Below are 19,736 nucleotides of genomic sequence, written 5' to 3' on the forward strand. Positions count from 1 at the left end.
TTTTTACCAAGCCGTTTCAAGTGTCGCGTGTCTTTGAATGCTTCACAACCGAATCTGTTCCTCACCGGCGGACTATACAAGCAAGCAAACAGCTCGCAGGTAAATAGGCGGGGGGATGCATGAATGCTGCGATAGCGGAATAACTCGAGTGTCTTAAGCCCTGCACTGCGACGGTGCGACGCCGCCGTCCGTTATGTCGCAAGTCAGGTGGACATAACATTCCGATTAGCCGCTGACGCAGCTATGCTCGCTAGGCATACAAACATCGGCCAGCGCTTTTGGCAGACTACAAGCCTGCCGTAGTTGTGTGCTGCAAGGTGCTCGTGACGCAGCCATCAGGTCTAGAGCTGCGTCGGGAGCACTCCCACCCTCATCACTCCATTCGTCGAGGGCGTGTCATGCAAGGAAACATGGACAGTCATTGGACCCACGTCTTCTTCCGGTTCTGGCGTCTGCCTGCCATTTACTATCGCCAGTGGAGCGAATCACGTCGTAAATTCGAGTACGAATCACTGCTGCGCTCGGAGTTGTTCAGCGCCGAACAGATGGCCAGCCATGGAACTCTACTGGCCCAACAGCACCGTATTAGCGGCCGCACCGCGAAAGACTCGCTGCTGGCGCGCCTGGCTGACAACGAGACGACGCTAGCCAGTAGCTGCAAGGCGCTCACTGCGGCACCGTTGTCCGCCCGGCGTGCAACACCGGCAGCGGAATGGTTGTTGGACAACTATTACCTGGTCGAAGAGCAAATCCGCACCACCAAGTCCCACCTGCCCCGAGGCTACAGCCGTGAGTTGCCGCAATTGGCCGATGGCCCGTCGGCTGGATTGCCACGGGTCTACGACATCGCTCTGGAGACCATTTCACATGGCGACGGCAGGGTCGATGAGGAGAGTCTGAGCCGTTTTGTAGCGTTCTATCAGACGATAACACCCCTCACACTCGGCGAATTGTGGGCGATTCCGATCATGCTACGCCTGGCTCTGATCGAGAATCTGCGGCGAGTAGCTTCGCGAGTCATGTCTAACTGGGATGACCGCAACCTGGCCAATGACTGGGCCGATCACTTGATCGAAACCGCCGAGCGCGATGCCAAAAGCGTGGTTCTGACGGTAGCTGACATGGCGCGCTCGGAGCCGCCGATGACCTCATCATTCGTCGCTGAACTGGCGCGACGGCTACAAGGGCAAAGTGCCGCGCTGATACTGCCATTGGCCTGGATCGAGCAGATGCTCAGCGAGTCAGGACTCAACATCGAGCGCCTGGTGCAGGTGGATGCCCAGCAGCAAGCCGCCGATCAGGTGTCCATCAGCAACAGCATCGCCAGCTTGCGTCTGATGTCGGCCATTGACTGGCAGGAGTTCGTCGAACACCTGAGCCACGTCGAGCATGTGTTGCGCACAGACCCGGCAGGGATCTACGCGCGTATGGATTTCGCGACCCGAGATCACTATCGGCATGTGGTCGAACGCTTGGCCAGGAACTGTGACCAGACTGAAAAAAGCGTCGCACAAGCGGCCATCGCCCTGGCCGATGCCCGGACAAGGCCCCCACCCGAGGGTGACGTGGCTGGACATGTGGGTTACTACCTGGTGGGCCATGGACTCAATGAACTCGAGCATCGAATCGCCGCTCGAGTGCCCTTGGGCGAGCAATGGCCACGCCTGCTGCTTCGCGCACCACTGACCTTCTACCTGGGTCTGGTGTTGATCCTGTCAATGCTGTTCGCCTGGCCTTTCCTTGAGGCCGTTTATCTCGACGCAAGGCCTGGATACCTGCTGGTATTGCTCGCGATACCCACGCTGCTGATGTCCAGCCGCTTGGCCATCGGGCTGGTCAATTGGCTGATCACTATCACCATGCCCCCCTGCATTCTTCCCCGACTGGATTACAGCCAGGGTATCCCGCTGCAAGCGCGCACGTTGGTGGTCATTCCCACCCTGATAGCCCATTGCGTGGATGTCGAAGAGTTGGTCGAAGGCCTGGAAGTACGCTTCCTGGCCAATCGGGATGCCAATCTGCACTTCGCCCTGCTCACCGATTTCATGGATGCTCCCACCCAGGAGCTGGAGCAGGATGCGAGCCTGATGTTGCTGGCACGGCGGTTGATTGAAGGGTTAAATCAGAAATACCCCGACCCACACAATGACCGCTTTTTCCTGTTGCACCGACCAAGACGCTGGAACGAGGCCGAGCACACCTGGATGGGCTATGAGCGCAAACGCGGCAAACTCGCCGAGCTCAATGCCCTGCTGCGAGGCCGGGGCCAGGAGTACTTTTCACTGATCGTGGGCAATATCCAGGCACTGACTGCCGTTCGATACGTGATCTCCCTCGACACTGATACCCAATTACCACGTGATGTTGCACAGCGCTGCATCGGCGCGATGGAGCACCCGCTCAACCACCCCGTGTTCGACCCGCACAAGGGCCATATCAGCAACGGTTATGCAATTTTGCAACCGCGAGTGGGCATCAGCCTGCCGAGCAGTGCACGCTCTTCCTATGCTCGGCTGTTCGGTAGCGATGCAGGCGTCGATCCCTACACCCGCGCGGTTTCGGACGTCTATCAGGATCTGTTCCAGCAGGGTTCATTCATTGGCAAAGGCATCTACGCCGTGGATGCTTTCGAGCACGCCCTGGAAGGCTGTTTCCCAGAGAACCGCATCCTGAGCCACGACCTGATCGAGGGTTGTTATGCCCGCTCGGGGTTACTCAGCGACGTGCAACTGTTCGAAGAATACCCCACCCGTTACAGCGCCGACGTCAAGCGCCGGCATCGCTGGATTCGCGGGGACTGGCAGTTGCTGCCTTGGGTCATGCCCTGGACGCCCAAGGCAGGTGGAGGGCTAGAGCGCAATCGTCTTTGCGCCGTGGCACGCTGGAAAATTTTTGACAATCTTCGGCGCAGTCTGGAGCCGAGCGCTTTCCTGATAATGTTGCTGTGGGGCTGGCTTGGAGCAATGGAGCCTGGTTCGTGGACCTTCGCGGTGCTTATCCTGGTACTGATCCCACCGCTGTCGAGCGCCTTGCAGGAGCTAATGCACAAAACCGTCGACGTTCCGATCGAGCAGCATTTGACCGCTGCCCTGAGCACCTCCAGCCAACACTTTATGCGGGCGGTCCTTCCTCTGGTCTGGCTGCCGTTCGAAGCGTTATACAGCCTGGATGCAATCGGCCGTACGCTGTGGCGCATGCTGATCAGCAAGCGTCGTCTGTTGCAGTGGAACCCTTCACGGGAAGTAGAACGCAGCGACAGCAACACGCTATCTGAGCTGTACCGCACAATGTGGATAGCCCCATTGCTGACGACGGTCCTTTTTGTACTGTTACTACCCACTCCGAACGTGCTCGCCCTGGCCGGACCCTTTTTGGTGCTGTGGCTGACGAGCCCGGCTGTCGCTTGGTGGCTCAGTCGGCCTTCCCCCCGGGCGAAGTTCAATCCTTCAGCGCAGGAGCTGCGCTTCCTGCGCTCCCTGGCGCGCAAAACCTGGGCGTTCTTCGATCAATACGTCGGTCCGGCCGACAACTGGTTACCCCCTGACAACATCCAGGAGCAGCCCCACCTTGCCATTGCACACCGTACTTCGCCGACCAATATGGGCATGGCGCTGCTGTCCCATCTGGCCGCGCACGATTTTGGTTATCTGAGTGGCGAGCGGCTACTGGAGCGCCTCGATCAGTCCTTGTCCAGCATGGCTGGCCTTGAGAGCTACCGCCGGCACTTCTACAACTGGTATGACACCTTGACGCTCAAGCCCTTGCCACCGCTCTACGTATCGACGGTAGATAGCGGGAATCTGGCAGGGCTGCTATTGACCTTGCGCCCAGGGCTGTTGGACCTGATTGATGCGCCACTGTTTGATCTGCGGGTGGTCAATGGGCTGATCGACACCCTGAATGTGCTGCAAGACACCCTTCTCGCCGCGGGCCTGGACGACGCCGAGGTACGAACCCTGCAAGACGAAGTGCTCCTGGCGCAGGCCCGGATTGTTTCGAACCCTGACGACGCCCCCGAGACGCTCCTGACCTTGCTGGAGCGCATGCATGCACCCACTGCCCTCAGCGACTTGGCGACGGTCGGTGAGGCCGCTTTCTGGCTCAAGGCATTGTGCACGCAATGTCAGGATCTGCAGGCCGAGCTGCTGCGCTTTAGACTGCCGCCCGCCATCGACAGGGCAGAGCCGTTGGCGCTCAGCTGGCGCCAATTGGCGCAAATCGATGTCGCTCGCTGGTTGCCGGCTCAGCAGGCTCAAGTGACGTCCGTGCAGCGCCTGGCTGTGCAGCGCATTGCCTCGGTCACCCGCCTGGCCAATCTGGCCGACACCATGGCGAACATGGACTTCTCCTTTCTCTATGATTCCCGGCGCAATCTTTTCGCTATTGGCTATAACGCCAGCGACCACAAGCTGGATACGGGCTATTACGACTTGCTGGCCTCAGAGGCGCGGCTGACCAACTATGTGGTTATCGCTCAAGGCCAGTTACCTCAAGAAGGCTGGTTTAGCCTTGGAAGGCTGCTCACCAGCAGCGGCGGCGTACCCGTGCTGCTGTCATGGACAGGCTCGATGTTCGAGTACCTGATGCCCATGCTGGTAATGCCCAACTACGAAGGTACCCTGCTCGACCAGACCTGCCGCGCCGCGGTCGCCTTGCAGATTGAGTACGGCAATCAGTTGGGCATTCCCTGGGGAGTTTCCGAGTCGGGTTACAACATTCAGGATGCTCACTCCAACTACCAGTATCGCGCATTCGGTGTACCAGGCCTGGGTCTCAAGCGAGGACTTGGCGAAGACACCGTTGTCGCCCCCTATGCCAGCGCCCTGGCGCTGATGGTGGCCCCCGAGGCCTCGTGCCGGAACCTGCAGCGACTTGCCGCGCTGGGCCTGGATGGGCGCTATGGCCTGTATGAAGCCGTGGATTTCACCGAGGCGCGCTTGCAACGCGGGCAGCGCTGCGCAGTCGTCTATTCCTTTATGGCGCATCACCAGGGCATGAGCCTGCTCGCACTGACTTTCCTGCTTCTTGACCGTCCGATGCAGCGACGTTTCGAATCCGACCCGCAATTCCAGGCGACCACCCTGCTGTTGCAGGAGCGTGTGCCGAAGACCGCCGCACAGTACCTGCATGCCGCAAGCGCGCCGGCTGCGGACCGGGCATCACGAATACATGAAACCAAGCTGCGAGTCTTTTCCGATCCTGACCGCAAACGCCCTGCGGTGCAGTTGCTCTCCAATGGCCGCTACCATGTGATGGTCAGCAGTGCCGGCGCAGGTTATAGCCGCAGCAACGAGATTGCTGTCACCCGTTGGCATGAAGACTTCACCTGCGACAATTGGGGGATGTTCTGTTACCTGCGCGATGTTGCAAGCGGCACGTTCTGGTCCGCCGCGCACCAACCGACGTTGCGCCATCCGGAAAGCTACGAAGCCATCTTCACTGATGCCCGTGCCGAATTCCGTGTACGTGAGCAAGACTTCGACACTCATACCGAAATCGTCGTATCACCGGAGGACGACATCGAGTTGCGCCGCTTGCACATCACCAACCGCGCGCAAGTGCGCCGCAGTATTGAACTCACCAGCTACGCCGAGGTAGTGCTGGCTTCGGCCATCAGCGATGCGATGCACCCAGCCTTTAGCAATCTGTTCGTGCAGACCGAGCTGTTGCACCCGCTGCAGGCAATCATCTGTACGCGTCGGCCACGCTCCAGCCAGGAAACAGTGCCCTGGATGTGTCATTTGCTGGCAGCGCATGGTGTAGATGTCGACGCGCTCTCCTACGAGACCGACCGTGCGCGCTTTATCGGTCGTGGGCGCAATGTTGTGGCCCCGGCGGCAATGGACGATGAGGTCGAACATTTATCAGGAACCGCCGGCCCGGTACTTGATCCGATTGTAGCGATACGTTGTCGCGTTACGCTGGACCCCGGTCAGACGGCGACCATCGACCTAGTGACCGGCCTTGCCGACAGCCGTGACAACTGCCTGCACCTGATCGACAAGTACCGCGACCGTCATTTGGCCGATCGCGTCTTTGACTTGGCCTGGACCCATAGCCAGGTGCTGCTGCGCCAGCTCAACGCTTCACTGAGCGACGCACGTCTGTTCGAGCAGATGGCCGCGTCGATCATCTACGCCAGCGCTGCATTACGGGCCGAGAGCAGCGTGCTGGTGGCCAACCGGCGTAACCAGTCCAGCCTTTGGGGACAGGCCATATCGGGCGACTTACCCATCGTGCTGCTGCAGATCAGTGATCTGGCTAACATCGAGTTTGTTCAGCAGGTGGTCAAAGCTCATGCCTATTGGCGTCAGAAGGGCCTGTCGGTCGATCTGGTGATCTGGAACGAGGATCAGGCCGGCTATCGCCAGCAACTGCAAGACCTGATTATGGGACTGGTTACCTCGGGCAGTGAAGCGAGCCTGGTCGACCGTCCTGGCGGGATTTTTGTGCGCCAGGCACAACAGTTGTCGGGCGAGGACCGGACACTGATGCTATCGGTGGCCCGCCTGGTACTCAATGACGGCCACGGCAGCCTGGCCGACCAAGTCCATCGGCGCCGCGCGGACCCTTTGCTCCCCAGGCTCGAACCAAGTCTTGTGCGAGCGGAGCAACCACCTGTGGTTTTTGCCGCACATACCGACTCTGCCTTGATATTGAGCAATCCCTACGGTGGCTTCAGCCCGGACGGTAACGAATACGTAGTAACCCTGCAACCAGGCCAACCCACACCCGCGCCTTGGGCCAATGTGCTGGCCAATGCGCACTTCGGCACGGTGATTTCCGAAAGCGGCGCAGCTTACACCTGGAGCGAGAATGCTCACGAGTATCGTCTCACCCCTTGGCATAACGACCCGATCTCTGACCCCAGCGGTGAGGTGTTGTACCTGCGCGACGAAGATACCGGCCACTTCTGGTCGCCGACCCCGCAACCCTGCCCAGGTACTGGCCTTTACCGTACTCGCCATGGTTTCGGTTACAGCGTATTCGAGTATGAAGAGGACGGCATCCAAACCGAGTTGTGGGTCTATGTGGCGCTGGATGCACCGATCAAATTCTCGCGCCTGAAAATTCGCAATACCAGCGGCCGGCCGCGGCGTTTGTCGGCAACGTGCTATGTGGAGTGGGTGCTGGGGGATTTGCGCAGCAAGTCGGCCATGCATGTGGTCACGGAGGTGGACCCATTCAGTGGCGCTCTATTCGCGCGCAACGCCTTTTCGATCGAGTTCTCCGGGCGCGTCGCCTTTCTCGACACGGACTCGACGGGGCGCAGTTTTAGCGGTGATCGTGCCGAATTTATCGGTCGCAACGGAACCCTGCGAACGCCGGCAGCACTGACTCGCGCCCGACTGTCCGGACGGTGTGGTGGTGGTTTCGACCCGTGCGCAGCGATGCAGGTCGCACTGGAGCTGGCGGACGGCGAAAGCCAGGATGTGGTGTTCCGTCTCGGCGCCGAGCAGGACACCAAATCAGCCACCCACCTGGTGCAGAAATACCGCGGCGCCAAGGCCGCGGCGAGTGAACTGGACGCTGTGCGTATGCATTGGCGCACGACCTTGGGAGTCATACAAATTCAGACTCCCGATCCAGCCATCGATGTGCTGGTCAACGGCTGGCTGATGTATCAGGTCATCGCGTGCCGCTTCTGCGCGCGTAGCGGCTATTACCAATCCGGAGGAGCCATTGGCTTTCGTGATCAATTGCAGGACAGCATGGCAATGATCCATGCCGACCCGGCTGCCGCGCGCCGACACCTGCTGCTCTGCGCCGCGCATCAATACCCCGAAGGCGACGTACAACACTGGTGGCATCCACCGCAAAGTCGGGGTGTGCGAACGGGCTGTTCCGACGACTTCCTCTGGCTGCCCCTGGCAACCAGCCGCTACGTGTCCATCACCGGTGATCGCAGTGTACTGAGCGAAGTGGTGGGTTATATCGAGGGGCGCGCACTGAATGCTGGCGAAGACTCCTACTACGATCTGCCCGGCACTTCGCAACTCCAGGAAAGCCTCTACCAACATTGCGTGCGCGCCATTGAGCATGGCCTCAAGCGCGGAGTCCATGGGCTGCCGTTGATGGGGGGCGGAGACTGGAATGACGGAATGAATCGGGTCGGCGAGCAAGGCCTTGGTGAGAGCGTGTGGCTTGGCTTCTTCGAGTATGAGGTGCTGCTGCAATTCTCCAGTACTGCGCAGCTGGAGGGCGACAAGGTCTTCGCCCAGCGTTGTACCGACCAGGCGGCAACCTTGCGTGTGAGCCTGGAAAATCAGGGTTGGGATGGCGCTTGGTACCGCCGCGCTTACTTCGACGACGGCCAGGTATTGGGCTCTGCGAATAACGAGGAATGTCGTATCGACTCCATAGCGCAAAGCTGGTCGGTGCTCAGCGGGGCTGCATCGCAGGTACGGCGCCAAACGGCCATGGATTCACTGGATCTGCACTTGGTCCGGCGCGATACCGGCGTGGTGTTATTACTGGACCCGCCGTTCGACAAGGGTGCACTGGATCCCGGTTACATCAAAGGCTACGTACCCGGCGTACGCGAAAACGGTGGCCAGTACACGCACGCTGCTGTCTGGGCAAGTATGGCCTTCGCCCGTCTCGGCGACAGCGACAGGGCGTGGGAGCTGCTGCGCATGATCAATCCCGTCAGCCGTCGCAGCGCTGCACAAATCGAAACGTACAAGGTTGAGCCTTACGTGATGGCCGCCGACGTCTACGGGGTTGCGCCCCACACAGGACGAGGCGGCTGGACCTGGTACACCGGATCGGCGGGCTGGATGTATCGCCTGATCGTCGAATCACTGCTGGGACTGACACGCTGCGGCAACTCGTTGCGCATTGAACCGGTGCTGCCAGCCGATTGGCCGGGCTTCACCCTCCACTATTGGTTCGGTGCAACCCTCTACCATATAGAGGTGCGCCAAAACGAAGAAGCAACACGCACACTTAGCCTGGATGGCAAGCTACTCACCGATGCGATGTTGGGACTGCTGGACGATGGGATCGAACACCGCATTTTGGCGACTTGCCCGAAATCTACGGCAGTTAATGAGGGGCGCGTCACATCAACTTCTTAACGACAGTTGTCAAAGGGGCTCTGAGCGGTGGCGTTATAGGTTCGATGCACTTGGGTCACCACAGAACTGTCTGCTTGCCGCACTCCCTGTTCAAGCCCAGAACCGTTTCCATGATCTCAAACTGATCACCTTGCCCCTCGGCAAGTCGGTGCCGGCCTGTTTGATGCCGCGATCATTGAGTACCGCTTTGGGTCCGTCAAAAAACCATTCAGTCTGGCCAGCGGCGTTAGCTTTTGTCGCGGCACTCATAAGCGATTTCGCCCACGGCTTCCAGCGCGACCTTATGACCCTCTGTCACGACTGACTGAAATCGCCCCATAATTACCTGTTGCATCGACCGGTTGAATCCACAGCCAAAAGCGGACCTTCTTCGCTCCAGTCAAATTGAAAGGCGGACAGAACAGCCTTTACTGGGTCAGTTTTCGGTCAGCGGCAACAGTTAGTTGGCTTTGAATGCCGATTTTCACACCTATGACACCCGTGTCGTCAGTAGCTCAGCGCGTGCAAGGCCTTGCCGACTTTTTTTGCACTATGCAATATGGCCCCAAACTGGAGGGTTTGCTCAATGGATGTTTCGACACTCTTTCTATACATCGTCGCAGTCAGCGCGGTGATGATGGTCCCCGGCCCGTCCATGTTGCTGGCGCTCAATAACGGTGCTTCGCACGGTATGCGCGTGGCGGCGTTCGGTATGGCAGGCGCGGCGCTCTCGGATCTGATCCTCATCGCAGCGGTCGGCTGTGGCTTGGGAGCATTGCTACAGGCATCTGAGCAACTGTTCAGCCTAGTCAAATGGCTGGGTGCGTTCTATCTTCTTTATCTGGCCTGGGTGCTCTGGCGGGCGCCGACGCAAGCGCTGCAGCACGCGCCAGGTACGACGACGGCCAGCGGTCGCGCCGCATTCCTGCGAGCCCTTTTGGTCGGGCTATCGAACCCTAAGGGATTGCTATTCTTTTCGGCGTTCTTGCCACAGTTCATTCGCCCCGGCGAGCCTGTCGCCCAGCAATATCTGGTACTGGCTCTGACCAGCGCGGCGATCGATTGTGTGATGATGGCGATCTACGCATTCGGCGGGCGTCATGCGATGCGCAGCTTTTCCGCCCGGGTGATGACGTGGATCAATCGCAGCTGCGCCGGCATGCTCGCCATGTTGGCTCTGGGCATAAGTCTGTATCGCCGCAGCGATCTGCACTGAACAGGAGCGGATCGCCCTCCTCGTTCACGCACGCGTAACCACCCTCACGCGGAACCGTATGGGCATCACTCATCTCATTGCGCTGATGGAGTACCTCAGGCGCGGGCGGATGCTGCTGCCGGTGACCGCCTCAGAAATGGATGTTGACCTAACTGCGATCCCGACCATTGCAATCGAGACCGCGTTCCCTGGTGGATTCAATTTTGAGGCGTAGTGGCACTGGTGCGAAATTGCAGCTCACTTGACCACCCATTTTCGTCGCATTTGACCACCCATTTGCATTCGACCTGACCAGCTGTTTGCATCGACTTGACCGACGCGTTTTGTAACCATGATCGGCAGAGAACGGCCAAAAGCCGCCGGTCAGGGTATCTACCAAAAGTGGGCGATTCACTTAGCGCCATGCTCAAAAACCCAGTCATTTAGCGAATTCCTCGCGCCTGGAATTTTTTCATGGCGTGAAGTGTAAAGTGCAAAAGGTGTCCTAGACTACAGGCTTAAGTGATCTGATTTCATGAATTTTTCACCGCTGCAACTACTGGGTTTTTATATGCATTCAGACAGTCTTCAAACGCAGCACTGCCTTTATCGAATGCCTTCTATCGACCCAAGAACGGGCCTGGCATTGATATGGAATTATGATTTCTGGAAAAAATGCGCGGGGGCGGAAACTTTAGCTTACTGCTGATTGAGACACACAATCCAACGAGCGAATGCAAACATGAATGGTAGTTCGGTAGCGGGTTCTCGATTCAGCGTACTTGATGGATGGCGCGGCATAAGCATCTTGCTTGTCTTGGCGTGCCACCTGCTACCACTTAGCCCAAAGCCTTGGCAATTTAATGCCGCCGCAGGCGTTATGGGAATGGCTATATTTTTTACGCTATCGGGTTTCCTGATAACAAATTTTCTGCTCAACAACAGCAGCGTTGTTGATTTTTTAATCCGCAGAATCTTTCGGGTTGTGCCTCTCGCCTGGTTGTATATGGCCATTGCTTTACCTGTCATGAACAGCACTCCGGATTTCTACATCGCAAACTTTCTGTTCATTGCCAACTGGCCGCCTATGTGGCTTGGTAGTGTAAACGGCCACCTATGGAGTTTGTGCATGGAGGTCCAATTTTATTTCGCCATCGCCTTGCTGGTAGTTCTGATGAGAAACAAGTGGGTAGTGCTAATCCCTTGTCTCTGCATCGCCGTCACGATGTACCGAGTTATGAACGATGTCCACGTCGCAATCAACACTTATTACCGCATTGATGAAATACTTTCCGGATGCATACTTGCACTGATATACAACAATAGACTGGGCAACATCCTTGCGAAACTTCCGACACAAACGGAGATCGCGCAAATATTTTTAGTCCTCCTATTTGTTTTGTCCTGTCATCCCGATGCGGGCTTCATGAACTACTTCCGCCCCTACCTTGCCGCAGCAATGGTGGGGAGCACGTTACTCAATAGCCGGACACGAGTTGCCCAGATTCTGAATAATCGCGTTTTATTCTATATCGCCACCATCTCGTACGCTCTCTACGTTGTTCATCCGCTGCTAATACATACTTGGCTGGGTAGCGGAGATACCGTCATAAAATATTTGAAGCGCCCTTTGTTGTTCGCCGCCATTTTTCTCACCGCGCATATCTCGACCTTCTATTATGAAAAATGGTGGATTGCTTTTGGTAAGAGATTTGCCAAGAAAGTAGCTGGCCAATCTGTTACATCGACCGGTTGAATCCACAGTCGATTGCGGTCCTTCACGACAGGAAGCAATCCGGCCAAAAGCAGCCATTCAGAACTGTCTAAAAACGGACGACTTAATTTGTCAGCTGACTCATTATGGGTGACGCGAATGGGATACCATTTTGACCCGGTTGAAAAACGCTCAGGGAGAGCACCATGTCTGCACAAATCCAACTATCAGAAAATGTAACTGAAGCAGAGCGCCTAGCCATTCTGACCCCGCTGCTGGCTCATAACCTGACTAACGGCGGAGACGACGCGCATGAAACATTTGCTCTGCTGCTACGAGCCCCTGACAGGGACGAAGTCATTGGCGGGCTGTACGGGAAGATTTCCTATCGATGGCTACTTATCGATCTTGTCAGCGTTCCTGAGCAGATGCGGGGCCAGGGTATCGGGGAGCGGTTAATGCGCATGGCCGAAGATATCGCGCAAAAGAAGAACTGCATTGGCATTTGGCTAGAGACCTTCAGCTTTCAAGCGCCAGGGTTTTATCGAAAACTTGGGTATTCCGAGTTCGGATGCTTGGCAGATTACCCACCAGGACATACTCGACTCTATTACCAAAAGACGCTGTGCTAGCAGCGTTTTGAGTTAATTTTGCCGAGGCAAAGAACCCACACGCGAAGCCAAAAGAGGTTACGACTCAGGGTCCATGATTTTTTGACCTGGATGGACTCAGAAACCGGTTAGGTCCGCTATGGGTTATGGATTCAACCGGTCGATGCAACAGATTGGCTGAATCGTTCAGCGGGCGTTTCGTAGTTTGGGGTCTGCCGGAGAAGATGTCCGGACTAGACTCGTTCATCCTTGCAGCCCTGCCATACTGTTCAGCATGACCAGTGCAACCTTCCGCTTCTACGAGGAGCTCAACGACTTCCTGCCGGCCGAACGGCGGCGGCAGTCCTTCACTTGTCCTCTGCTGGGCCGATAGCCGAGCGCATCGGGCCGGCTCTAAGACTTGAAGCGCCCCACCCGCCCGTTCAGTTCATTCGAGAGGTGCGAAAGCCGGCCTGAGTCTTCTTGCGCAGAGCTGGCCAGGCTTTCGACCAGCCGCGCCTCGTCGTAGATCTGCTGGATATGCCGATTGATCACTTCGGCCACACTAAATAAATCAATCCCCATTTAATGCATCGCCAAAATCCCAGTTTTTAAGGATGGCTTTCCAAACGCCAAAAACACCGATAACGTAATATGAACTACAAAATAAATAGCGCTCTCTACATGAATAACTGGCTGACACTGATTCTCGCTTTACCCACCGCGAATGCCACCGAGCGCATGCGAGCCTGGCGTGCTCTGAAAGCCTCAGGTGCGGCGGTTTTGCGCGATGGTGCCTATCTGTTGCCTGATACCAGTGTCTGTCGCGATGCTCTGGCGTCTGTCGAACGCGACATCCTTTCTATTAATGGCACTGTTTACATCCTGCCCGTGGTCGATCCGGAGGGTGAGCGTTTTGTCGAGTTATTCGACCGTAGCGATGACTACAGCAAGCTACGCGCAGAAATTGAAGAGTGCCGTGGACAGCTCAATCCTGAAAACGCATTGGCCACCACCAAACAAATTCGCAAGCTACGCAAAAACTACGATCAGCTCACCTACATCGATTATTTCCCAGGTAAGCCCAAGGAGCAGATTGATTCAGCCTTGCAGGAGCTTGAGACGGCTGCCAGCAGAGCGTTGTCTGCGGATGAACCACATAGCCGCGACGAACCCATAACGGCACTCAACCGTAGCGACTATCAACGTCGTGTCTGGGCAACACGTAAGCGTCCGTGGGTTGATCGTCTGGCTTGCGCCTGGTTGATTCGGCGCTTCATTGATCCTCAAGCTCAGATCCTCTGGCTGAATACTCCACAGGACTGTCCGGCAGACGCGCTGGGCTTCGACTTCGATGATGCGACCTTCAGTCATGTCGGCAATCGTGTGACCTTCGAAACCCTGCAAGCCAGTTTTGAGCTTCAAGAGCCCGGCCTGAACCGCATCGCGGCCTTGGTGCACTACCTCGATATCGGCGGCATTCAGCCTTTGGAGGCTGCCGGCATCGAGCGCGTGCTGGCGGGATTGCGCGAAACCATTACCCATGACGACCACTTGCTGGCTGCTGCCAGCGCCATCTTCGACGGCCTGCTCGCCGAGTTTGTGAAAGAGGAACAACCCAATGAGTAAGGTGTTGGCATCAACGGCTGAAGAGGATCTATCGAGGCCGGAGGCGATCAGCTTGTGTGAGGCATTCCGGTTCTGGTTGAAGCTCGGCTTCATCAGTTTCGGCGGGCCAGCAGGACAGATTTCGATCATGCACCAGGAACTGGTAGAACGTCGGCGCTGGATCTCTGAACGACGCTTTCTCCATGCGCTCAACTATTGCATGTTGCTGCCTGGGCCAGAGGCTCAGCAATTGGCGACCTACATCGGCTGGCTGATGCATCGAACCTGGGGCGGAGTGATCGCCGGAGTGTTGTTTGTGCTGCCCTCTCTGTTCATCCTCATCGCTTTGTCGTGGATGTACATCGCGTTCGGCGAAGTGCCTGTGGTGGCCGGCCTCTTCTATGGGATCAAGCCTGCCGTGACGGCCATCGTGGTGCAGGCGGCACACAGGATCGGCACTCGGGCGCTGAAGAATAATTGGCTGTGGGCGATAGCAGCAGCTTCATTTACTGCGATCTTTGCGTTCAATGTTCCTTTCCCGCTGATCGTATTGGGGGCAGCGTCAATCGGCTATGTCGGAGGGCGTCTGGCGCCTGAGAAGTTCAGAACCGGGGGCCATAGCGCTGCCAAAAAGTCCTTCGGCCCGGCCTTGATCGATGACGACACCCCGTCCCCGGAACATGCCCGGTTCAGCTGGATGAAACTGGCGCTGCTGGCCCTCATCGGCGCAGCGCTGTGGGCGTTGCCGATGGGAGTCCTGACCGCGCTTTTTGGCTGGGAAGGTACCTTGACCCAGATGGGCTGGTTCTTTACCAAGGCTGCGTTGCTGACTTTTGGCGGGGCTTATGCAGTCCTCCCGTATGTCTATCAAGGTGCGGTCGGTCACTATGGCTGGCTTACCCCGACTCAGATGATCGACGGTTTGGCACTGGGGGAAACCACACCAGGGCCGCTGATCATGGTGGTGGCCTTCGTCGGCTTTGTTGGAGCGTACGTCTCACAAGTGTTCGGCGCCGATCATGTATTTCTGGCCGGGGCTGTCGCGGCCACCCTGGTGACATGGTTCACCTTCTTGCCCTCGTTCCTGTTCATCCTCGCCGGGGGTCCGCTGGTGGAATCGACCCACAACGAACTCAAGTTCACTGCACCGCTTACCGCAATCACAGCGGCGGTGGTTGGAGTGATCCTCAATCTGGCCTGTTTCTTCGGCTATCACGTGCTGTGGCCGAAGGGCTTCAGCGGCAACCTCGACTGGCCCTCTGCACTGATCGCCATTGCCGCGGCGATTGCCTTGTTCCGCTTCAAACGGGGCGTCATTCAGGTGCTGATGGGTTGCGCGCTCGTCGGCTTGGCGGTGCATTTGCTGCGTTAGAGAGGATGTGATCAGCCAGCAGCTAAGCTTTATCTGAAGGCCTTCGCGAAACCCGGAAAAGTCTGGAGGCAAACAATGAGCAAACAACCTCAACCCCGGAGCCGCTCCAATCCCCAGCCCAGATCCCGTCCGGTAATCCCTGCCCTGCCCAGTAAAACAGGCACCCAGTCCGGGGGCTTACGCGGCAACTACCCACCGAAGAAGTCCAATTGAGCTCAAGCGTGCGGCAGCCTTTGCAGTTGAGTCTGTTGGACTTTCCCGTCAGCCCTTATGGCTGATCAGTGCGATTTCTTCGATACCGACGTCCCGGCTTTGCTCAACCCTTTCGTGTTGTGATCGCCTGGCGTCGAGGTCGAGATTGCACTGGCTTTGGCCACGCCGCGAGTGTCTTTGGAATTGGCGATACCTGAAGTCTTTGAGCCATGACCGCGATCACCATTGCGATCATTGCCATAGTGGTTTCCGCTTTCACCATGGTCGCGAACAGACTTGCCGGCATGATCGCTGGACAGTCCATTACCGCGGCCGTTGCTGCCAGAGTTGCCGGAGTGACCTGAACCGCTGTGACCGCCGCCTGTACCGCCGCCGTGGCCACCGCCATTACCACCTCCGTTTCCGCCCCCGTTACCCCCACCACCACCACCACCACCACCACCACCACCACCACCACCACCACCGTCTTTCGCATAGGCGGAGTTCATGATGGACAGGTCAGCAGGGAGTAATGGGGCGGCCGCAAGCATCAGGGCACAGGACATTCCAGCAACGAGACTCTTATTCTTTAAAAGCATAATTGCTTCCGTAAGGTTGGTTGATATCGCGAGTCTTATGACGTATTAGCCCCCAGACAGTTCAAGTCCTGCGACCGACGGAGGCTGCCAGCGCTAGCGTGCAGCGCTCCGGGTACCCGCGAACGCGCTCGTGCCAAGCCAGCGCCACAAACTTTCCGCATCCTTCACCGCGCCATCTACGCGCAGCTCTCGCGACTGCAGAACCTCCCGCGGTGTGCGGTCGCCCGCCCACACCTCGGTCAACGCGCGCACGCTGGAGTCCACGACAAGCGTCAGTTCGCGGCCGGGATCGTCGCGACACAGGTCTGCCACGCCCTGTTCAACCACGAGCCACCACGCTTGCTCGCCCGGTCGCGCGTCGCGGAACTTGAAGTGGATGACTACCGGTCGGGACGGGAATGTCTCGACGCGCACGAACCGGCGAACGTCCCACATGAGCAGCCCCGCGTCGAGTTCGTCATCGCGAAGGCGACTGCCGATCCAGCGCGCGCCCCAATGCCCTAGCGCCATGATGATGGGGCGCAATTCCTCGCCCGCCTCGGTCAGGCTGTACTCCCAGACTTTGCCGGTGGCCGTGCGGTGCACGACGCCGATCTCTTCCAAATGGCGCAGACGTTGTGCCAGCAGGTTGGTGGACATCCGGGGTACGCCGCGGTGCAGTTCATTGAAGCGCTTGCTGCCGCACAGCAACTCGCGCACGACCAAGGGTGTCCAGCGCTCGCACAGGGCTTCAGCGCCGCGCGCGACCGTGCAGAACTGACCGTAGCTTTCATCCATTGCCTTGGCTCCGCAACTACAACGCTTCAGATTCTGAACTAGCCCCGCCACTTCGCCACGCGCACGCTGAAACCTCGAAAGCCAAATACCAAAGGAGCACGCCATGACCAAGGTAGCCATCATTCAGCGTCCGCCCGTGCTGCTCGATCGCAGCGCGACAATCGCCCAGGCCGTGCAATCGGTCGCCGAGGCAGCGACGGCGGGAGCCTCGCTGATCGTTTTGCCCGAATCGTACATTCCCGGTTACCCGTCCTGGATCTGGCGGCTGGCGGCGGGAAAGGACGGGGCTGTCATGGGCCAGTTGCACACGCGGCTGCTGACCAACGCCGTCGATATCGCGAACGGTGACCTGAGCCAATTGTGCGAGGCCGCCAGGGTGCATGCGGTGACGATCGTGTGCGGCATCAATGAATGCGACCGGCGCAACGGAGGCGGCACGCTCTACAACAGCGTAGTCGTTATCGGCGCGAACGGCGCCGTGCTCAACCGACACCGCAAGCTGATGCCAACCAATCCCGAGCGCATGGTGCATGGCTTCGGTGATGCAACCGGGTTGCGTCCGGTCGATACACCGGTCGGCCGCGTCGGTGCGCTCATCTGCTGGGAAAACTACATGCCGTTGGCACGCTATTCACTGTATGCCCAAGGGGTGGAAATCTACGTCGCCCCCACGTACGACACGGGCGAAGGCTGGATCAGCACGATGCGTCACATTGCACTTGAAGGCCGCTGTTGGGTGCTCGGCAGTGGCTCCGCACTGCGCGGCAGCGACATCCCCAACGACTTCCCGTCTCGTGCGCAACTGTTTCCCGATCCGGACGAATGGATCAACGACGGCGACTCAGTGGTGGTCAGCCCTCAAGGCCGGATCGTGGCCGGTCCATTACACCGAGAGGCCGGCATTCTGTATGCGGACATCGACGTCGCTCTCGTGGCGCCAGCGCGGCGGGCGCTCGATGTCACCGGGCATTACGCGCGCCCTGACATTTTCGAACTGCAGGTGCGGCGCACGCCTGCGACTGCGGTGCGTTACATCGACGAATGAAGTCCGGCGGTATCGCCTGACATTGATCAAGGAGTCATGCCATGAGCATTGAACGGTCTTACAAAGGCAGTTGTTTTTGCGGCGCAGTCGAGTTCACCGTCAGTGGCGAGCCGGTCGGAATGGGCTACTGTCATTGCGAGTCGTGTCGGCATTGGTCAGCAGGGCCGGTCAATGCCTTCACGCTGTGGAAACCCGAGGCGGTGCAAGTGACTCGGGGTGCTGACAACATTGGTACCTACAACAAGACACCGCAGAGTTATCGCAAGTGGTGCAAGACGTGCGGCGGGCACATCTTCACTGAACACCCGGGGATGGGGCTGATCGATGTGTATGCCGCGGTCATCCCGGATCTTGCGTATTCGCCAGGCGTTCACGTCCACTATCAGGAGACCGTGCTGCGCATCAAAGATGGATTGCCCAAGCTGAAGGATGTCCCCAACGAATTAGGGGGATCGGGTATCAGCGTGGACGAGTAGCGCTGTTTACGCCGGTTGCCACCTTCAAATGGGCATATGGATCATGCCCATCAATCGAAAGCACCGTTGAGCACTTCGTAGATGAGCCCGGTTGCCAGCGCGACCAATATCAAGTCGGTGCCAACTTGCTGCCATTCATATCCATCATAATGAGGAAGCCTGCCGATCAACCGGCCGTCCAGTTTTTTGGCAATCCCGGGGGGAAGCGGCTTACCTCGCGCGAGGCTCTTTTGAATGCCGGGTGGTAATGCAGGTCCGGGGCTCCAGTAGTCCCGATACCCACCAATAATTCCAAGAACGCTTGCGCGATTGATGCTTGGGCCATTATCCCAATCACCGCCCCCGGAATCTTTGCCCTTACCTCCCTTACCTCCCTGACCTCCCTGGTTGCCATGAACCTGGCTGTTTTGCGGGTTTCCCTTGCCGTTTCCCTGACCCTTTCCATTACCAGGATCGGCCAATGCAGTCACTGAACCGGAAACCAGCGCGAGGCATGTAATAGCTGCAATCAATGAGCGAGAGCTGAGCATGAGTCGTTCCTTCAGGGTGGCGGGAGATCTCTCTGGAATTTAGACGCTATCGGTGATGTGGGTTCTATTTCCTGCCATCGACACCCAAGCTCCCACGGCCGGTTTGCAACGGAGCCTGTCGTACTCGCCGTCGAGGCCATGCATGACAGCCTCGAAGGTGTGGAGCGCTGTGTCGAAGACAGTCAGCTGGCGGCCGCGATGTTGCAGGCGGTGGGCAGCGACATCTCCCATATCGATGAACTCAATGGGCGCATTGTCACCACCACCCGCAAACCATCCACGGCAAGCCGCGAAGTGGTCGGGCGCTTGCAGTCTGTGCAGACCATCGCGCAAAGCACCGCAGACGATGTCGAAACCCTTGCCCTGAGCAGCCAGCGCTTGCCACCCATCGCGGTTCGCCTGGATGCACTGGGCCGCACGTTTGATCAGTGATGCTCAATGCGCAGTAGCCGTGAGTACCACGGTATCTACAGCAATGGCTGTTCTTAGCCAAGCTGCGTGTACGGGAGACGGCTAGCGGGGGAACGTGTAACGAATTAAGTCACGGATATTTACCGACAGAGCAGATCCTTATACGAT

13 protein-coding genes and 3 pseudogenes are annotated in these 19,736 nt (G+C 58.0%); 11 read left to right on the top strand and 5 right to left on the bottom strand.

Annotated features, from left to right (window positions below; all coding sequences use genetic code 11):
• The first annotated feature begins 410 nt into the window (after positions 1 to 410).
• Positions 411 to 9,080 carry a glucoamylase family protein gene (locus tag QFW87_RS17745; RefSeq protein WP_283190932.1) on the top strand — a complete coding sequence of 2,890 codons (8,670 nt, stop codon included), beginning with the start codon at positions 411 to 413 and terminating at the stop codon, positions 9,078 to 9,080.
• Between the two features lie 147 nt (positions 9,081 to 9,227).
• Here QFW87_RS17745 and QFW87_RS17750 read toward each other — a convergent pair.
• A pseudogene (locus tag QFW87_RS17750) lies at positions 9,228 to 9,378 on the bottom strand (DUF3455 domain-containing protein); the annotation flags it as partial.
• A gap of 267 nt (positions 9,379 to 9,645) precedes the next feature.
• On the opposite strand from QFW87_RS17750, the gene QFW87_RS17755 reads away from it, so the two are divergent.
• From QFW87_RS17755 to QFW87_RS17775, 5 genes and pseudogenes are all read left to right on the top strand, one after another.
• On the top strand, positions 9,646 to 10,275 hold the full coding sequence (locus QFW87_RS17755; RefSeq protein ID WP_283188400.1) for a LysE family translocator: 630 nt from the start codon (positions 9,646 to 9,648) through the stop codon (positions 10,273 to 10,275).
• 58 nt (positions 10,276 to 10,333) lie between these two features.
• The gene (locus QFW87_RS17760) at positions 10,334 to 10,489 is read left to right on the top strand and encodes a hypothetical protein (RefSeq protein ID WP_283180779.1); all 156 of its coding nucleotides are present in this window, start codon (positions 10,334 to 10,336) and stop codon (positions 10,487 to 10,489) included.
• 507 nt (positions 10,490 to 10,996) lie between these two features.
• Complete coding sequence (locus tag QFW87_RS17765; protein ID WP_283180780.1) at positions 10,997 to 12,010, top strand: acyltransferase; 1,014 nt, start codon at positions 10,997 to 10,999, stop codon at positions 12,008 to 12,010.
• Positions 12,011 to 12,174: 164 nt separating this feature from the next.
• Positions 12,175 to 12,600, top strand: coding sequence for a GNAT family N-acetyltransferase (locus QFW87_RS17770; RefSeq protein ID WP_283188401.1), 426 nt, complete (start codon positions 12,175 to 12,177; stop codon positions 12,598 to 12,600).
• Between the two features lie 253 nt (positions 12,601 to 12,853).
• Positions 12,854 to 13,011, top strand: a pseudogene (locus tag QFW87_RS17775) (twitching motility protein PilT); the annotation flags it as partial.
• Here QFW87_RS17775 and QFW87_RS17780 read toward each other — a convergent pair.
• Complete coding sequence (locus QFW87_RS17780; protein ID WP_283184663.1) at positions 12,973 to 13,143, bottom strand: hypothetical protein; 171 nt, start codon at positions 13,141 to 13,143, stop codon at positions 12,973 to 12,975. The pseudogene QFW87_RS17775 and the gene QFW87_RS17780 sit on opposite strands and share 39 nt — an antisense overlap.
• A gap of 99 nt (positions 13,144 to 13,242) precedes the next feature.
• Here QFW87_RS17780 and QFW87_RS17785 point away from each other — a divergent pair, with 99 nt between their 5' ends.
• The gene (locus tag QFW87_RS17785; RefSeq protein ID WP_283180782.1) at positions 13,243 to 14,187 is read left to right on the top strand and encodes a chromate resistance protein ChrB domain-containing protein; all 945 of its coding nucleotides are present in this window, start codon (positions 13,243 to 13,245) and stop codon (positions 14,185 to 14,187) included.
• The gene (gene chrA, locus QFW87_RS17790; protein ID WP_283188402.1) at positions 14,180 to 15,538 is read left to right on the top strand and encodes a chromate efflux transporter; all 1,359 of its coding nucleotides are present in this window, start codon (positions 14,180 to 14,182) and stop codon (positions 15,536 to 15,538) included. The genes QFW87_RS17785 and chrA overlap by 8 nt, the downstream gene beginning before the upstream one ends.
• A 278-nt stretch (positions 15,539 to 15,816) precedes the next feature.
• On the opposite strand, the gene QFW87_RS17795 is transcribed toward chrA, so the two are convergent.
• Together QFW87_RS17795 and QFW87_RS17800 are read right to left on the bottom strand one after the other, a co-directional pair.
• Complete coding sequence (locus QFW87_RS17795) at positions 15,817 to 16,329, bottom strand: hypothetical protein (RefSeq protein WP_283188403.1); 513 nt, start codon at positions 16,327 to 16,329, stop codon at positions 15,817 to 15,819.
• Positions 16,330 to 16,422: 93 nt separating this feature from the next.
• Positions 16,423 to 17,106 carry a helix-turn-helix domain-containing protein gene (locus QFW87_RS17800; RefSeq protein ID WP_283188404.1) on the bottom strand — a complete coding sequence of 228 codons (684 nt, stop codon included), beginning with the start codon at positions 17,104 to 17,106 and terminating at the stop codon, positions 16,423 to 16,425.
• Between the two features lie 103 nt (positions 17,107 to 17,209).
• Between QFW87_RS17800 and QFW87_RS17805 the strand changes: the two genes are divergently transcribed.
• Together QFW87_RS17805 and QFW87_RS17810 are read left to right on the top strand one after the other, a co-directional pair.
• Positions 17,210 to 18,151 carry a carbon-nitrogen hydrolase family protein gene (locus tag QFW87_RS17805; RefSeq protein ID WP_283180785.1) on the top strand — a complete coding sequence of 314 codons (942 nt, stop codon included), beginning with the start codon at positions 17,210 to 17,212 and terminating at the stop codon, positions 18,149 to 18,151.
• Positions 18,152 to 18,192: 41 nt separating this feature from the next.
• Positions 18,193 to 18,627, top strand: a complete 435-nt coding sequence (locus QFW87_RS17810; RefSeq protein WP_095133270.1) for a GFA family protein — start codon at positions 18,193 to 18,195, stop codon at positions 18,625 to 18,627.
• Positions 18,628 to 18,677: 50 nt separating this feature from the next.
• Here the strand turns inward: QFW87_RS17810 and QFW87_RS17815 are convergent, their stop codons facing one another.
• Complete coding sequence (locus QFW87_RS17815) at positions 18,678 to 19,157, bottom strand: anti-virulence regulator CigR family protein (RefSeq protein WP_283188405.1); 480 nt, start codon at positions 19,155 to 19,157, stop codon at positions 18,678 to 18,680.
• A 126-nt stretch (positions 19,158 to 19,283) separates the two neighbouring features.
• Here QFW87_RS17815 and QFW87_RS17820 point away from each other — a divergent pair.
• Positions 19,284 to 19,589: pseudogene (locus tag QFW87_RS17820) on the top strand (methyl-accepting chemotaxis protein); the annotation flags it as partial.
• Between the last annotated feature and the right edge of the window lie 147 nt (positions 19,590 to 19,736).

The sequence above is a fragment of the Pseudomonas sp. PMCC200344 genome, assembly GCF_030053095.1.
Classification (GTDB): Bacteria; Pseudomonadota; Gammaproteobacteria; order Pseudomonadales; family Pseudomonadaceae; genus Aquipseudomonas; species Aquipseudomonas svalbardensis.